The organism is Amycolatopsis keratiniphila, from assembly GCF_000400635.2.
In the GTDB taxonomy this organism is placed as follows: Bacteria; Actinomycetota; Actinomycetes; order Mycobacteriales; family Pseudonocardiaceae; genus Amycolatopsis; species Amycolatopsis keratiniphila.
In genome coordinates, this window is sequence record NC_021252.1 from 3065804 (window position 1) to 3081786 (window position 15983).

The window sequence follows — 15983 nt, forward strand, 5'->3', positions numbered from 1 at the left end:
GCTCATGAGCACGCTCCACGGCAAGACGATCATCATCTCCGGCGGCAGCCGCGGGATCGGCGAGGCCATCGCGGTCCGCGCCGCCCGCGACGGGGCGAACATCGCCCTGCTCGCGAAGACCGCCGAGCCGCATCCGAAGCTGCCGGGCACGCTCTACACCGCGGCCAAGGCGATCGAGGACGCCGGCGGGCAGGCGCTGCCGATCGTCGGCGACGTCCGCGACGACACCTCGGTCGAGGCCGCGATCGCGCGGACCGCGGAGCAGTTCGGCGGCATCGACATCGTGCTCAACAACGCGAGCGCGATCGACCTGACCCCGACCGAATCCGTCAGCATGAAGCGCTACGACCTGATGCAGGACATCAACGCGCGCGGATCGTTCCTGCTGTCGAAGCTCGCCATCCCGTATTTGAAGCTGGCGGAGAACGCGCACATCCTGACGCTGTCGCCGCCGATCAGTCTCGACGAGAAGTGGTTCCAGGCCGGGCATCTCGCGTACAGCATCGCGAAGTACTCGATGAGCCTGGTGACCGTCGGGCTCGCGGCGGAACTGCGGCAGTACGGCATCGCGGCGAACTCGCTGTGGCCGCGCACGACGATCGACACCGCGGCGATCCGCAACGTCGTCGGCGCGGAGCTGGCGGCCAAGTCGCGGACGCCGGAGATCATGGCCGACGCCGCGCACGCGATCCTCACCAAACCGAGCACCGAGGCGACGGGGAACTTCTACCTCGACGACGAGGTGCTGGCCGCCGAGGGCGTCACCGACTTCTCGAAGTACCGCATCGGCGAGCGGGAGGAAGACCTGCAGCTCGATTTCTGGGTCGAAGCGCGTACCCCAGAATCAGGGCCATGATCCGCGAACCACAGCAGGAACGCAGCCGCACGACCCGGCGGCGGCTGGTCGAGGCCGCCGTCGAGACGATCGGGGAGCTGGGCTGGCACGGGACCACGGTCGCGGTCATCGCCGAACGCGCCGGGGTCTCGCGTGGTGCCGCCCAGCACCACTTCCCGACCAGGGAGGACCTGGTCGCGGCCGCGGTCGAGCACGTCGGCGAGATCCAGATCGTGGAACTACGCGCCCGCGCGGCGGAACTGCCGTCGGGCCGGTCACGGATCGAGCGGGCCGTCGACATGGTGCTCAACCTCTACAGCGGGCCGCTGTTCCGTGCCGCGCTCCACCTGTGGGTCGCGGCTTCGACCGACGAGTCACTGCGGGCGACCCTGGTGCCGCTGGAGGCCCGCGTCGGCCGCGAAGCACACCGGGTGACCGTCGAGCTGCTCGGTGTCGACGAGTCCCACCAGGGCGTTCGCGAGCTGGTCCAGGCCACTCTCGATCTCGCCCGCGGCCTGGGCCTGGCGAACCTGCTGACCGACGACACGAAGCGGCGCAAGCAGATCGTCGCGCAGTGGGCGCGGGTGCTGGAACCCACCTTGGCGTCGGCGAAGATCTGACGGAACCGACAAGTCACCGACAACGTCTGAGATCTTGTTAACACTGATGGAGCAGCGGCCGATAACACGGTGTGAGTGCTGCTGATTCAGGTGGCTGATCGAGAGAGGTCCAGTCCGGTGTCCGGTTCAGAGGTCGAACTGTCCCATCGCGCGATGGCGATGCTGCGAGCGGTCGCGGCGCGCCGTGCCCAGATGTCGTGCAGCTGCGAGCCGGATCTCTTCATCGACGGGTTCGCCTGCTGCGATCAGATGACCGCGCACGCGCTGGCCCGCGGCGGCTACATCCGCCCCGCCGAGTCCACCGGACCCTCCGCGGTCACCGGCCGGGTGCCCGCCGAGCTGACCGAGGCGGGCGAAGCCGCGATCGCGGTCACCGCAGCGGCCTGACCTTTCACCGCATCGTCTGTCCGCAGTGGACGACGACCGTTTACAAGCACCTCCCGCGTTCCTAGGATCCACCCCGGGATGAGGCCGTCGTCGAGCGACGGGCCCGGGTTGGGAGGTGCCGATGGCACGCACGGCTCGCCGCGATGCCGGTGAGGACGCCCTGAGCCCGCTGTGTCGAACTCGCCAGCGGGTTCATCAACAGACACTGAGCACGTTGATGCGGGAAGCCGGTGCGGCGCCCCGTCGCCGGGGACCGCGCGGGCCGAAGCACCGGGCTCCGGAAACCGCTTCCGGCACCGGCAGGATCCGGCGGATCTCGGCGCTTTCGGCGGGCGGCGTGCTCGTCGGGCTGCTGGCCGTCGTGCTCGTCCCGGCCGACCCGGCCGACGTCGTCCCGGGCACCCCGCTTCCGCCGCCGTCGCTGACCATCGCCCCGCAGGCGATCGACGTCCCGGTCTCCTCGCCCGTCCCCTCGGGACCCCCGGGCGGCAGTGTCGCACCGCCGCCGCCGATGACCGCGTCGCTGCACGGCTCGGAGACGCCGTCCCCCACGCCGACGCCGGAACCTGAAGAGCGCCCGGAGCCGCGCACCGGCCAACACGACTTCGAGCAGTATTACGAGTGGTACTACGGCGGCGGCCATCAAGGCGGTCGCTGGCCGCAATGGGGCCGGTAGCGCCGATCGGGTGATCGACGGCGTCGCTCACCGTCGAAGAAGAATCACGATTCATCTCCGGTTTCGTCCGTTCGTGTCTGCTTGTCATTTTTCCTGTGCCCCGCCTTGGGCCGGATATCTACGATGGTTCGCACTCTCCATTCCTCCCGGAGCACGGCTAGGGGCTGAAACAGGAAAATGAGTGTGGACCGACATTCTCCCGCGGTGCAGTTCGCCCGGAGAATGCTGATCAACCGCGAGACGGGGAATCCGTCGCGCCCGCAGCCGGTGACGCTGCTGCTCGGGCCGGTCGGTTCGGGGAAGACCACCGCGCTGGAAGCGATCCGCCGCGACTTGGGCTGGGGCGTCGTGCACGCCGGATTCGATTTCGGGCAGGGTGGCCGGGCGGGCACGATCGACGTGCTCACGAAACTGGCCTACTCGTTTTCGAGAAAATGGCGAAATCGACCGAAACCGCAGTTCATTCGTTTCACGATCGCGCTGATCGCAGTCCAGGCGGAACTTTCCGGTCGAAATCGCGACGAAGACCTGGCGCAACTGAAGTCGCTGCTCGGCAGTCTCGACCGGATCATCTGGACACCGGCGATGGACAGCACACTCGACACGCTGACCGAGACGGCGAAGGCGACCGGTCTCGTCGAGCCCCCGTACGCGGATCTGTTCCGCCAGACGTTCCCGCATCTGGTGCGGAACATCCGGCCCCGGCTCGGGAAGGCGCTGCGGTCGCTGGCGGACTTCCCCCACGCCGAGGGGCGATCCCCATTCGACGCGCTGCTCGAACTCAACCGGCTCGCGCACGGCAGCGCCCGTGACGCCAAGGCGGTCACCGAGTGGCTGATGGCGGCGTTCCTCGGCGACGTCCGGGAGAACCATCCGCGGCTGGCCAGGCCGGAGGAGAAGAGTCCCTGTACCTGCGACATCTCGCAGCAGCGCCGGCACTGGCACAACTGGGTGGTGGTGCTCGACGACGTCGACCACCCCGGCGGGACCGAGTTCCTCGCCGACCTGATCGCCGCCAGGGAACGACATGCCGTCCAGCATCCGAACGACCGCGACGCACACGACGCGCTGCTGGTCATCGCCACCAGCGGACGGTGGCACGACGACTGGGGCACCGCGTGGCTGGCGCCGTGGAAACCCGTGCCCGCCGCCGGGTCCGTGGCCCGGCCGATGGTGGACTGCGAGGAGGCCTCGTACGACGACTGGGCGAACCCGGCCAACGGCGCCCTCGACTCGGCCTACTACCCGGTCCGGATCTCGCCCCAGTCGATCGGGCGGATCGCGCGGATCCTCGATTCCGGCGCGCGCACGCCGAAGGTCACGCTCGCGCACCGGGCGACCGGCGGCCTTCCGTCGGCGGTCGAGCAGCTCACCGGGCGCCTGCGGGCGAGCGACGCGCGCGAGGGCGATCGGGACCTGCTGACCACCGATCCGCGTGGCGGGGAGGATCCCTGCTACACCAGGCTGACCAAGCTCGCCCTGACCGAACACCTCGACGACGTCCACGTCGACGACTTCGTGACCGCGGCCCCGTTCGCGACCGCGCCCTGGCTGATCCCGGACGCCGCGCAGAGCCGGATCGACCAACCGCACGTCGGGCGGATCCTGACCGAACTGCGCACGTCGTTGTGGGTGACGGCCAGGAACTCGCCCGGTTCGACCGACGACCAGGCCGCCCTGCATCCGTGGATCGCGGCGAACCTGGTGTCCGCGCTGGCCCGGCGCGGGGACGGGGACGGGCCGACCTACACCGGCCAGTTCAAGGCACTGCGCGACGATCCGGACACCGCACAGGATCCGGTGCGCCTGGCCTACTGCAACCTCGCGCTGGGCGACATCGGCGAAGTGGTCACGTTCTTCGAGCGCGAGTTCAACCGGATCCCGCACGCGGAGTGGATCGCGAAGCTCGAACTGGTGCTGAACGCGCCGGACGATCTGCCGCCCGAGCGGGATCACGCGGAACTGTACGAAGAACTCGTCAACCTCGACAACGCGCAGTGCCCGGCCGGCCGGTCCGAGATCCGGAACAACGTCGCCCGGCTCATCGCGGCGGGCTGGCTGACCGCCAACCCCTTCGCGGTCCGCGGGCAGGCCCAGCATCAGGTGATCGCGAACGCCTTCGCCGCTCTGGCCACCACTTCGCACCAGCCCGACGTCGGCGCGCTCGTGTCGGCCAAGGAAGCCGCCCGTCGCGGCGAATTCCCCTGACCCGGAACGGAACTCCGTCATGTCCTGGCTCGATTCGTTGAGAACACGTATGTCCGAGGCCCGTGAACGCGCGGCGACGGGGCCACCGGTGCGGCCACGCGGCTGGGCCCACCGCCATCGAGTGCTGCTGATCGCGATCGTCGTCGTGCTGCTGGGTGCCGCGCTGGTGTCGATCAGCCCGTGGGAATCCTGCGGCCGGGGGCTGCGCGCGGTGGACGCGGACGAGGAGTCGATCGGCTCGTCGTACGTCTGCGTCGGGCTGAACCTCGACTCCGGTCCGATGCGGGCCGACGATCCGCTCGACCCGTTGGAGAAGCTCATCAAGAGCCGCAACGAGAAGGCGGGCGAGAACTTCAAGACCATCGTGGTGCTGGAGAACCTCGCGCCCGATCCGAAGGTCGACAGCCAGCCGTTCCCGTTCGTCCGGCGGGAGGTCCAGGGCGCGATCACCGCCGCGTGGCCGAAGAACGGGCCGCCGGGCATCAAGCTCCTGCTGGCCAACTACGGGAGTAACGCCGAGCACTGGCAGGTCGTCGCGGAGGAGATCGTCGCCGCGGCCGCCGCCCAGCGCATCGTAGCGGTCACCGACATCGGCATCAGCACGGAGAGCAGCCGGGCGCTGGTGGCCGAACTGTCGCGGCACGGGATCGCCACGATCGGCGCGACCGTCACCGCGGACAACATGAACACCGACCCCAAGGGCGTGCGGATCGACAACTTCTTCCGCGTGGGCCCGACCAACACCGACGAGGCCCGCGCCGCGGCCGGATACATCGCCGCGCACGGTTTCAAGCGCGTGATGATGATCCAGGGCGTCAGCAAAGAGGACACCTACGCGACCACGCTCGCCGAAGCCTTTCAGAGCTCCTCGAAGGTGCCGGTGATCTTCACGAAGACCTACGATGTCAAGCCGCTCACCGACACCTCGCGTGAGGCGTATCTGCGAGGGCTGTTCAGCAGGTGGCACAACGACATCTGTGGCGCGAGACCCGATCTGATCTACTTCGCCGGCCGTGGACTGGACCTCGGTGCCCTCGTGGCGGCGCTGGCCGGCGACGGCGCCTGCGAGGGGCTCGACACGGTGACCGTGATGACCGGGGACGACGCGAGCACGCTCGCCGGGAAACCCTTGCCGCTGAACAAGGACATCAGTGTCCGTCTCCGCTACACCGCCCTCGCGTATCCCGACCAGTGGGATATGTTCACCGCCGATCCGGCGCATCCGACGTACAAGAAGAATTACGACAACTTCGTCGCCGAATTCACCGGTACCCACGGTTTTCCCAAGGCGGAACTGTGGGACGGCGCCGCGATGATCGAACACGACGCCGTCGCGGCGGCCGTCGAAGCCGCGGTGCAGAACGTTTCGTCGGATCCGGTCTCGGTGCCGGACGTGTTGCGGAGCATCGACTGCAACTCCCCGGTGCCCGGCGCGACGGGCTTCATCGCTTTCGATCAGGCGACGGGGAATCAGCTCGACAAGGCGTTGCCGATCCTGTCGATCGATCCGGACGGTTCGGTGCATCCGGTCGATCTGGTGTGGTCGCGGGGGAGGCCGCTGAACACGAAGGCGGACTGCGGCCGGTGATGCAGTCGTGAGTGGCGATTCGGGTTAGAACCCGAATCGCCACTCACGACCACCTGTACCGAGGGCTCACCCTGGGACTGACACCGGTGGGGAACGGAAGTCAGCCGGTGTAACCCGCGACGATCTTGGTGTAGTCGTACTTGCCCTGCGAGATTCCCGCGCAGTTGTCGCAGTCGCGGTTCACCGCCCAGAACGACAGCCGGGCGAGATGTTTGCTCGCCGCGTAGTCGCGGATCGCACGGAAGTCGGCGACGCTGACGGTCTCGCCCGCCACGTCGGTCTTCCCGTTCATCGACGAAAGCCCGCTGCGCCGGTAGGCCGCGTCGTCGCTCAGGCCGAAGGTGGACTTCACGACGTTCTTCAGCCCGTCCACGGCACTGCGGGTCTTGCCCGCCATGTCACCGCCGCTGGAGAAGTCGAACGGCATGACCGACCACGCGTCGACACCCGCGCCGAGCGCCTTCGACTGGTTGATCAGCCGCTTCCCGTGCGCGTTGGGGCCGCTCACCTCGGTCGGGATGGTGATGACCACGCGCAGTCCGGGGTTCTTCTGCTTCGTGATCTTGATGGCGTTCAGGATCCGGTCCTGGACGGTGTAGTTCTCGAATTCGTCGGTGTTCTCGATGTCGAGGTCGATCGCCTTGAGCTTGTAGGCGTCGATGACCTTCTGATACGCGCCGGCGAGTGCCGCGGGGGTACCGCATTTCGGCCCGAGCTTCGTGCCGGACCAGCCGCCGAACGACGGGATGACGTCGCCGCCCTTGGCCCGGATGTTGTTGATCATCGTGGCGTCGGAGCCCGTGAGGGAACGGCTGCCGTCCCATTTCGGGTTGCAGCCGCCGTCGGAGAGGATGAACGCGAGGGTGAAGGCCTTGACCCCGGTGGCGTTCATCGCGGCGATGGGGTCCGTCTGTCCCGACCACTGGTACAGATAGGGCGAGGCGAGCACGGGGTCCGGTGCCGCCGAGGCGACGGGGGCGAGGCCGACGGCCGTGGCGAGAGCGGCGCCGGCGGCGGTGGCCAGTGTTGCCCAGCGTCGTAGGGATTTCATAGGTCCTCCAACTGGTACGCGCGCGGCGAGGCGCGCAGGTGTGGAGCACCTCCGTCTTGACGCGGCGTATCAACCGGGAGGTCACTGTGTGCTCACTCACAGTGGACTAGACCATTGAGGACTGTCAAGAATTCACCGGAATTCCCGGGGGAAACGACCGACCTTAGTAGGGAGGGCATGACCCGGAAAGCGGATCGACACCACCGCGATTACCGGCTAGTTTGCCGAAATGGTGGGGGACTCCCTGATGGCGACCGGAAGCCGCGGCCGGAGAGACCGGCTCGCCGCGCCGCGCCGGATCCTGGGGTCCTGGAGCCTGTGGGAACTACCCAGGCGGGGCCTGATCGGATACCTGCTCCTCGTCGACTTCGCCGCTTTCGCCGCCACCGCCTACCTCTTCGTGTTGCGGCCGCCCGCGCCGTCGTCCTTGCTGCCGTTTTCGGCTCTGCTGGGGGGAATGATCCTCAGCTCTGAGCTTTCGCGGCCCGTCGAGCGGTCCCGTGCCGACACGCGGCTCGGGGCCGGACTGGACGCGGCGTGGATTTTCGCGGGCGCTTTGCTGTTGCCGCCCGCGCTCGCCGCGGTGCTCGTCGTCGCTTCGGCGGGCTATCGCTGGTGCCGGATCCGGCGCGGGATCCCGCACCGCCAGGTGTTCGCGGCCTCCGCCACCATGCTTTCGGCGCTCGGTGCCTCGATCATCCCGGTACTGCTGGGGGCGCCGCCGTTCGCCGACGCGCCAAGGGATTTCGAGAGTTTCGCCCTGGTTTTCGCCACCGGCCTGATTTTCCTGTCCGTCGACGCCGCTTTGGCCGCGCCCGCCGCCGAATTCGGGGCCGAACCGTCGGGGTTCGCCTTCGACGCGGCGATGGTCGCGTTCGGATTGCTGCTCGCGTGGTCGGCGGCGGATTGGCCGTACGTCGCCGTGGTACTCGCTGGGGCACTCGTGGTACTCCACCGGGCGGGGACGATGCGCGCCCTGCGCGGCCACGCGGGTACGGACGCCGGTACCGGACTGCTCACCGCGTCGTCCTGGTTGGACGGTGCGCGCACCCAGTTCGAACTGCTTCGGGGCCGTGGCGCGGATCTTTCGCTGCTGATGCTCGACCTTGACCACTTCGCCCGGCTCAACGACCGGCACGGGAGGCACGTCGGTGACGACGTCCTCCGTGCGGTCGCGGACACTTTGCGCGCGGAGGTCCGGGCGGCGGACCTGGTCGGCCGGTTCGGCGGCGAGGAATTCGTCGTCCTGCTGCCCGGCACCACGCGATTCGACGCGCACGCGATCGCCGAACGCATCCGGATGCGGATCTCCTCGACGTTCGTCTCACTGGGTGGGACGTTCGCGGGGGCGACCGTCTCGATCGGGGTGTCGTCGCATCCCGCCGGCGGCGAGACGCTCGACCGGCTCGTCGGCGCGGCGGATCAGGCGATGCGCGCGGCGAAGGGGGCCGGGCGCAACCGGACCGTCGTCTTCGAGGCCGAAAGCTAGTCCTCGGACGGGACGCCGATGTCCTCGAACCACAACTCCGGGTGATCCCGGATGAACTCGGTCATCAGCGCGGTGCACGCGGGGTCGTCGAGCAGGGTGATCTCGACGCCGTTCTCCTCGAGCCAGCCGTGCCCGCCCTCGAACGTGGTGGCCTCGCCGATGATCACCCGGCCGATGCCGAACTGGCGCACCAGTCCGCTGCAGTACCAGCAGGGGGAAAGGGTGGTGACCATGATGGTGTCGCGGTAGTGCGGCCGCCTGCCCGCGTTCCGGAACGCGGAGGTCTCGGCGTGCATCGACGGGTCGCCGTCCTGGACCCGGCGATTGTGGCCGCGGCCGAGCAGGACACCGGTGGTGTCGAAGAGGGCGGCGCCGATCGGGACCCCGCCCTCGGCCTTGCCGAGTTCGGCCTCTTCACGGGCGACGGACAGCAGCTGCGCGGGATCGATCACCTGGCCCACCTTACGGCTCGTGCCCACCACGCCACCGTGGCCAAGGGGCGTGAGTGATTAGGTCGTTAGAGCCAAGGGTGTCTTAGGTGCCTGCTGGCTTTTGGGCGCGGCTTGATCGCATGCCCGCTCCGTGAAGGCCTCCTTGCCTACTCTGAAGGTAGTGAAGGAGGCCTTCACGGACTCCCGGCTCGCGACATTAGCCCCAGGTGCACCGGCAGCCTCAGCAGTCACACTGGTGGCGCGTGAAGGACCCCTTCCCTCGGCTCAGCCGAGGAAACTCGACCTTCGCACCTCCCAAGTACATGAAGGCCCCTTCCTTGCGCCAGGCGCAAGGAAGGGGGCCTTCATGTACCTCAGGCTGCCCAACCCGCGCCGCGAGCCAATGCGGACCGGACCTGTCCTGAATGTCTGCCAGACTCCCTCCCATGAAGCGAGCGAACCGATGACCACCGGCACGTCGGCACGGCTGCTGAGGCTCCTCTCCCTGCTGCAGGCGCGGCGCGACTGGCCGGGCGCCGACCTGGCCGACCGGCTGCAGGTGGACGTCCGCACGGTCCGGCGCGACGTCGAGCGGCTGCGGGAGCTGGGCTACCCGGTGCACGCCACGCCCGGGGTCGCGGGCGGCTACCGGCTCGGCGCGGGGGCCGCGCTGCCGCCCTTGCTGCTGGACGACGACGAGGCGGTCGCGGTCGCCGTCGGGCTCCGCACGGCCGCGAACGGGACGGTCTCGGGGATCGAGGAGACCTCGGTGCGCGCGCTCACGAAGCTGGAGCAGGTGCTGCCCGCCCGGCTCCGGCACCGGGTGACCGCGCTGAACGCCGCGATGATCCCGCTCGGCGGCGTCGTCCCGGTCATCGACGCGGCCGCGCTGACGGTCATCGCGTCCGCCTGCCGCGACCATCAGCGGCTCCGGTTCGGCTATCGCAGCCACAGCGGCGACGTCACCGAGCGCTACATCGAGCCGTTGCGCCTGGTGCACACCGGGCGCCGGTGGTACCTGGTCGCGTTCGATCTCGATCGCGACGACTGGCGGACCTTCCGGGTCGACCGCATCGACGGCGTCCCGGCGACCAGCTTCCGGTTCACGCCGAGGGAACCGCCCGCCGAGGACCTCGCGGCCTACGTCTCCCGCGGGATCACGTCGTCGCCGTATCCGCACCAGATGGTGCTTCGGGTCAACGCCTCGGCGGAGGCGCTCGCCGAGTACGTGTCCCCGACCGCCGGGACGATCGAGGCCATCGACGAGCGCACCTGCCGGGTCAGGGTCGGTTCCAACGACCTCTCGGTGATGCCCTACTACCTCGCCCACTGGGACGTCGACTTCGTCGTCGAGGAGGCCCCGGACGAGGTCAAGGAGCGGCTACGACTGGTCGCCGACCGCTTCGCGCGCGCGGTCGTCTGAGTCCGAAGTGGACCGCGCGCGTTTGGCGAGCAGGCCGATCGAACCGAGCGAGATCAGGGCCAGCACGATGATGTAGAGCGAAACCGACATCGAGGTGCCGGTGGATTCCAGTAGCAGCACCATGATGAACGGCGCGAGCCCGCCGCCGACGACCGCGCTGATCTGGTAGCCGAGCGAGGCGCCGGTGTAGCGCATCTCGGCGGTGAACAGTTCGGCGAACAGCGCCGCCTGCGGGCCGTACATGATGCCGAGGAACAGCGAGCCCACGAACGAGGCGACCACGAACAGCGGCAGCGACGCCGTGTCGATCAGCAGGAACATCGGGATCGCCCAGAGCGCGACCCCCGCCGCGCCGAAGGTGTAGATCTTGAGCCTGCCGATCCGGTCGGACAGTTTCGCCGCCAGCGGGATGATCGCCAGCTGCAGCGTGCTGATCAGCAGCGTCGCGACGAGCACGGTGGTCCGCGACATGCCCAGATGACGGGTGGCGTAGTCGAGGACGCCGTTCAGCAGGATGTAGAAGGTGGCTGTGTTGACCATGAACGAGCCGCCGGCCAGCAGCACCGTGCCCTTGTGGTGGCGCAGGACGTCACGCAGCGGCGACTTGGCCCGGCCGCGTTCCTCGGCGGCGAGTTTCGCCTCCGCGCGGCGGTATTCGGGCGTCTCGTCGATCTTGACGTGCATGTACCAGGCCAGCCCGAGTACGAGGACGCCGACCAGGAACGGGATCCGCCACGCCCATACGAGGAAGTCGGACGGCGGCGCGACCTGCGCGGCGATCAGGAACACCGTGTTCGCCAGCACGACCCCGATCGGGACGCCGAGCTGGACGAGACTGCCGTAGAGACCGCGTTTCCCGGGCGGTGCGTACTCGGTGGCGAGCAGCATCGCGCCACCCCACTGGGCGCCGACGGCGACCCCCTGCACGAGCCGGAGCAGCACCAGCAGGATCGGCGCGGCGATGCCGATCGAGTCGTAGGTCGGCAGCAGGCCGATCAGCGTGGTCGCCGCGCCCATCAGCGCGATCGCCAGTACCAGCACCGGTTTCCGGCCGCGTTTGTCGCCGAGGCTGCCCGCGATGATCCCGCCGAGCGGCCTGGCGAGGAAGCCGACCGCGAACGTGGCGAACGAGGCGAGGACGCCGGCCGCGGCGTTGGTGGTGGGGAAGAAGGTCTTCCCGAACACCAGGGCGGCGGCGATCCCGAAGACGAAGTAGTCGTACCACTCGACCGATGAGGCGAGTGCCGCCGCGGTCGCGGCCCTCCTGCGCTGGGAGACGGTGATCGTCGGTTCGGCGGCGTTCGGTGCGGTGTCGGCCATCTGGATGCCCTTCGCTCGGCGCTGCTGCGGCGATGCAGTCCGGGCAAGTTAACAACCGCTTAGTATGTGGTCAACGTCTCAACGGGTAATTCTGGATACCGACCAGTTGGTATGTCACTCTGGTGGCGGTATCGCCCGGGAAGGTCGATCACTACTGGTCAGGAGAGTTTCGTGCCGAGCATGCGCAGCACCAGCTCGCTGTACTCCTGGCCCAGCTTCTTGGGGGTCTGGCGGGCCCGCTCGCTGTACCAGCGGGAGACATCGACGCCGAGCGAGAGCACGGCGCGGGCCGCGGTGTGCGGGTCGCCGACGGTGAACACGCCCGCTTGGGCGCCTTCGGTGATGACCTCGCGCACGACCTGCTCGATGCGGCGGCGCAGTTTCGCGACGATCTCGAACTCCTCGTCGGGCAGTGCCTGCAGTTCGTACTGCACCACGCGGGCCACGGTGTGTCGCCGGGCGTGCCAGGCCACGAAGTCCTCCACCAGCAGCCGGATCCGCTCGACCGGATCGGTCTCCCGCGCCACGACGCTCTCGACCAGGGACAGCGTCTGCTCGTGGCCGTACTTCGAAATCGCGAACAGCAGCGCGGCCTTGGACGGGAAGTGCACGTACAGCGCCGCGGGGCTCATCCCCGCCGCCGAGGCGATGTCCCTGGTGGTGGTCGCGTGATAGCCGCGCCGCGCGAAGGATTCGACCCCGGCCAGCATCAGCCGCCGTGCCGTCTCCGGCTGGACGTCGGGCCACAGTTCGGCCGACAGCGACATGGTCATCCGCAGATCCTCCCAGACGCTCGAACCGGAGTGTGGGCTTGACAGCGTCTCCGGACCTTCCCATTGTAAGTGAGCGCTCGCTTAGTGAATGCGCTCGCTAGTGAACACAGAGGAGATCGACAGAGTGAACCACTCCTTCAAGGATCGCGTCGCGATCGTCACCGGGGCCAGCCGGGGCATCGGTCTCGGAATCGCCAAGGACCTCGTCGAGCGCGGCGCGAAGGTGTGCATCACCGCGCGCAAGCCGGAGCCGCTCGCCGAGGCGGTGGCCGAATTGGGCGGCGAGGCGGTCGCCATCGCCGTGCCGGGCAAGGCCGACGACGACGAACACCAGGCCGAGGCCGTCGCCAAGACCATCGAGACCTTCGGACGGCTCGACATGCTGGTCAACAACACCGGCATCAACCCGGTGTTCGGGCCGACCCTGGACGTCGACCCCGGTGCCGCCGCGAAGATCTTCGCCGTCAACGTGCTCGCCCCGCTTTCGTGGACCCGCCGGGCGCGGGACGCGTGGATGGGGGAGCACGGCGGCGCGGTGGTGAACGTCGCTTCCATCGCCGGGCTCGGCGCGTCGCCCGGGATCGGGATGTACGGCGTCAGCAAGGCCGCGCTGATCCGGCTCACCAAGGAACTCGGTTTCGAGCTGGGCCCGAAGATCCGCGTGAACGCCGTCGCGCCGGCCGTGGTCAAGACCAAGTTCGCGACCGCGCTGTACGAAGGCCGAGAGGAAGAGGTCTCGGAGCCGTACCCGATGAAGCGCCTCGGTGTCCCGGCGGACATCGCGAGCGCCGTGTCGTTCCTGCTTTCCGAAGAGGCGGGCTGGATCACCGGGCAGACGATGGTCCTCGACGGCGGCGTGACACTGGCCGGTGGCCTGTGACGCCGTCCTTCACCGGCTCCGGTGTCGTCGTCACCGGCGGGGGCGGCGGGATCGGTGCCGTACTCGCCCGCCGGTTCGCCGCCGAGGGCGCGCGCGTGGTCGTCGGCGACCTGAACGGGGACGCCGCTGCCGAGGTCGCGAAGGAGATCGGCGGCACCGCCGTCGCCGGTGACGCCGCGAGCGAAGCGGGCGTCGCGTCGCTGATCGCCGCGGCCCGCGAAACCCTCGGCGAGATCGACGTCTTCTGTGCCAACGCCGGGATCGCGCCGATGGGCGGCGTCGACGCGCCCGAGGAGGACTGGGCGCGGATCTGGGACGTCAACGTCATGGCGCACGTGCGCGCGGCGCGGCTGCTCCTACCACCGTGGCTCGACCGCGGGCGCGGGCACTTCATTTCGACGGTGTCGGCGGCGGGATTGCTGACCAGCCTCGGATCGGCGTCGTACTCGGTGACCAAACACGGGGCGCTCGCGTTCTCCGAATGGCTGTCGGCGACGTACCGGCACCGCGGGCTCACCGTGCAGGCCATCTGCCCGCAGGGCGTGCGGACGGCGATGCTGGAGAACACCGGCCCCGCGGGCGAACTGCTGATGGGCGCGTCGGCGATCCAGCCGGAACAGGTCGCGGACGCGTTGTTCGAGGCCATCGCCGAGGACCGGTTCCTGGTGTTGCCGCATCCCGAGGTCGCGGACTACTACGCCGCGCGGGCCACGCAGACCGACCGCTGGCTCGGCGGGATGAACAAGCTGCAGCGCAAGGTGGAGCAGGTCACCGGGGAATGACCTCGTTCAGCTTCCCGGTGGCGACGTCGAAGACGAAACCCCGGACGGAGTCCTTTTCGGGGATGAACGGGCTGTTCCGGATACGGGAGATCGACTGACGGACGTCCTCGTCGACGTCGCCGAAGGCTTCGGCGGCCCACGCCGGTTTGACGCCGACCTCCTCCTGGATGGACTTCTTGAAGTCGTCGTCGGTGAAGGTCAGCATTCCGCAGTCGGTGTGGTGGATGAGGATGATCTCCCGTGTGCCGAGCAGCCGCTGGCTGATCGCGAGGGAACGGATCTCGTCCTCGGTGACGACGCCGCCCGCGTTGCGGATGACATGCGCTTCGCCCTCCTGGAGGCCGAGGGCGCCGTAGACGTTGAGGCGGGCGTCCATACAAGCGAGCACGGCGACGTGTTTGGCGGGTGGCAAGGGGAGTGGTCCGGAGAAGCGCGCGGCGTAGCCGGCGTTGTTGGCCAGGAGTTCGTCGGTGACCGACATGGTGACCCTTCCGGTTCGGCGTACCGCCAGTGCACCGCTGGGAGGTGCGTGAACGCAACCGTTCCCAGGAGCTGGGACCGGGCTCACCGGGCCCGATGTCCCGCAAGGCGGGACGTTGGCGTGACCACCCGCGAGACCGTCCGATCCGGTCGGGTCGCCCCGGACACGCGTCCGGGGTGGCCTAATCGCCTTGGTACGGCGGGAAATCCGGCGGGCGGCGTTCGTTCCAGCTGGCCAGGCCTTCGGGAAGTTCCGGGTGGCCGAAGGATTCGAGCATCAGGGCGGTGGCTTCCCGGGCGGAATCCTCCAGGGAGAGCCCGGCTTCGCGAAGGACTTGCCGCTTCATGAGCGCCATGGAGCGTGGCGCGCTGTACGTCGCGAGTTCGATGGCGTAGGCCATCGCCCGGGCCGAAAGCTCTTCCGGCGGCACGACTTCCTGCACCAAGCCGTACTCGTACGCCTGTTCGGCGGTGAAGGTCCGCCCGGAGAGCAGCAGGTCGAGCGCCCGCCCGCGGCCGACGAGTTCGGGCAGCAGTTTCGCCACACCGTATTCGGCGACGAGGCCCCGCCGCGCGAACGCGGTGGTGAACTTCGCGCCCGCCGCGGCGAACCGGACGTCGGCGGCGCAGGCGATCACGAAACCGAGCCCGGCGCAGCCGCCGTTGATCGCCGCGACCACCGGCACATCGGCATACGCGGCGGCGAGGACATCGCGGAAGCCTTCCCGTTCCGGCGTGCCCGTGCCGTCGGCGGAGATGTTCTCCAGCAGCCCCAGGTCCGCGCCGGGGCAGAAGGAGCGCCCGCCGCCGGTGACGACGACGGCACGGACCCCGGGATCGGCCGACGCCTCGCCCAGCAACCGGCCGTAGCGGATCTGCATCGGCTGGTCCAGCGCGTTGCCACGTTCGGGTTTGTCGAAGGTGATCGTGGCGACGGCGCCGTCCACGGCGTACCGGACCGTATCCGCAGTGTCCACTTCGGACGGTGGGAGCTGATCGGTCACGTCGACCTCCTTGCGTCATCGACATACTAAGCGGAT

The 15983-nt window shown here is 68.9% G+C and carries 16 protein-coding genes; 10 read left to right on the forward strand and 6 right to left on the reverse strand.

The window, feature by feature from the left end:
* The first annotated feature begins 4 nt into the window (after nt 1-4).
* From AORI_RS55315 to AORI_RS55340, 6 genes are all read left to right on the forward strand, one after another.
* The gene (locus AORI_RS55315; RefSeq protein ID WP_016333219.1) at nt 5-856 is read left to right on the forward strand and encodes an SDR family oxidoreductase; all 852 of its coding nucleotides are present in this window, start codon (nt 5-7) and stop codon (nt 854-856) included.
* Nucleotides 853-1455 (forward strand): TetR/AcrR family transcriptional regulator, encoded by a 603-nt coding sequence (locus tag AORI_RS55320; RefSeq protein ID WP_016333220.1) that lies wholly within the window; start codon nt 853-855, stop codon nt 1453-1455. Before AORI_RS55315 ends, AORI_RS55320 begins: the two co-directional genes overlap by 4 nt.
* A gap of 117 nt (nt 1456-1572) precedes the next feature.
* Nucleotides 1573-1842 carry a hypothetical protein gene (locus tag AORI_RS55325; protein ID WP_043848031.1) on the forward strand — a complete coding sequence of 90 codons (270 nt, stop codon included), beginning with the start codon at nt 1573-1575 and terminating at the stop codon, nt 1840-1842.
* A gap of 217 nt (nt 1843-2059) precedes the next feature.
* Complete coding sequence (locus AORI_RS55330; RefSeq protein WP_016333222.1) at nt 2060-2518, forward strand: hypothetical protein; 459 nt, start codon at nt 2060-2062, stop codon at nt 2516-2518.
* 177 nt (nt 2519-2695) lie between these two features.
* On the forward strand, nt 2696-4726 hold the full coding sequence (locus tag AORI_RS55335; RefSeq protein ID WP_228688350.1) for a hypothetical protein: 2031 nt from the start codon (nt 2696-2698) through the stop codon (nt 4724-4726).
* Between the two features lie 19 nt (nt 4727-4745).
* Nucleotides 4746-6314 carry an ABC transporter substrate-binding protein gene (locus tag AORI_RS55340; RefSeq protein ID WP_228688351.1) on the forward strand — a complete coding sequence of 523 codons (1569 nt, stop codon included), beginning with the start codon at nt 4746-4748 and terminating at the stop codon, nt 6312-6314.
* A gap of 100 nt (nt 6315-6414) precedes the next feature.
* Here the strand turns inward: AORI_RS55340 and AORI_RS55345 are convergent, their stop codons facing one another.
* Entirely contained in the window at nt 6415-7365 is a 951-nt protein-coding gene (locus AORI_RS55345; protein WP_016333225.1) for a chitinase, read from the reverse strand.
* 229 nt (nt 7366-7594) lie between these two features.
* On the opposite strand from AORI_RS55345, the gene AORI_RS55350 reads away from it, so the two are divergent.
* Nucleotides 7595-8854: a GGDEF domain-containing protein gene (locus tag AORI_RS55350; protein ID WP_051552891.1), complete on the forward strand. Its 1260-nt coding sequence runs from the start codon at nt 7595-7597 to the stop codon at nt 8852-8854.
* Here the strand turns inward: AORI_RS55350 and AORI_RS55355 are convergent.
* Complete coding sequence (locus tag AORI_RS55355; RefSeq protein WP_016333227.1) at nt 8851-9315, reverse strand: nucleoside deaminase; 465 nt, start codon at nt 9313-9315, stop codon at nt 8851-8853. The two genes, AORI_RS55350 and AORI_RS55355, sit on opposite strands and share 4 nt — an antisense overlap.
* Before the next feature lie 433 nt (nt 9316-9748).
* On the opposite strand from AORI_RS55355, the gene AORI_RS55360 reads away from it, so the two are divergent.
* Entirely contained in the window at nt 9749-10708 is a 960-nt protein-coding gene (locus AORI_RS55360) for a helix-turn-helix transcriptional regulator (protein ID WP_016333228.1), read from the forward strand.
* Here AORI_RS55360 and AORI_RS55365 read toward each other — a convergent pair.
* Together AORI_RS55365 and AORI_RS55370 are read right to left on the reverse strand one after the other, a co-directional pair.
* Nucleotides 10667-12028, reverse strand: coding sequence for an MFS transporter (locus AORI_RS55365; protein ID WP_016333229.1), 1362 nt, complete (start codon nt 12026-12028; stop codon nt 10667-10669). The two genes, AORI_RS55360 and AORI_RS55365, sit on opposite strands and share 42 nt — an antisense overlap.
* A gap of 158 nt (nt 12029-12186) precedes the next feature.
* Nucleotides 12187-12801, reverse strand: a complete 615-nt coding sequence (locus AORI_RS55370; RefSeq protein ID WP_016333230.1) for a TetR/AcrR family transcriptional regulator — start codon at nt 12799-12801, stop codon at nt 12187-12189.
* 88 nt (nt 12802-12889) lie between these two features.
* On the opposite strand from AORI_RS55370, the gene AORI_RS55375 reads away from it, so the two are divergent.
* Both AORI_RS55375 and AORI_RS55380 read left to right on the forward strand, forming a co-directional pair.
* The gene (locus tag AORI_RS55375; protein WP_046199779.1) at nt 12890-13681 is read left to right on the forward strand and encodes an SDR family oxidoreductase; all 792 of its coding nucleotides are present in this window, start codon (nt 12890-12892) and stop codon (nt 13679-13681) included.
* Complete coding sequence (locus AORI_RS55380) at nt 13678-14463, forward strand: SDR family oxidoreductase (protein ID WP_016333232.1); 786 nt, start codon at nt 13678-13680, stop codon at nt 14461-14463. Before AORI_RS55375 ends, AORI_RS55380 begins: the two co-directional genes overlap by 4 nt.
* On the opposite strand, the gene AORI_RS55385 is transcribed toward AORI_RS55380, so the two are convergent.
* The gene (locus AORI_RS55385; RefSeq protein WP_016333233.1) at nt 14450-14944 is read right to left on the reverse strand and encodes a beta-class carbonic anhydrase; all 495 of its coding nucleotides are present in this window, start codon (nt 14942-14944) and stop codon (nt 14450-14452) included. The two genes, AORI_RS55380 and AORI_RS55385, sit on opposite strands and share 14 nt — an antisense overlap.
* Before the next feature lie 181 nt (nt 14945-15125).
* Complete coding sequence (locus AORI_RS55390) at nt 15126-15947, reverse strand: enoyl-CoA hydratase-related protein (protein WP_016333234.1); 822 nt, start codon at nt 15945-15947, stop codon at nt 15126-15128.
* Nucleotides 15948-15983 lie beyond the last annotated feature (36 nt).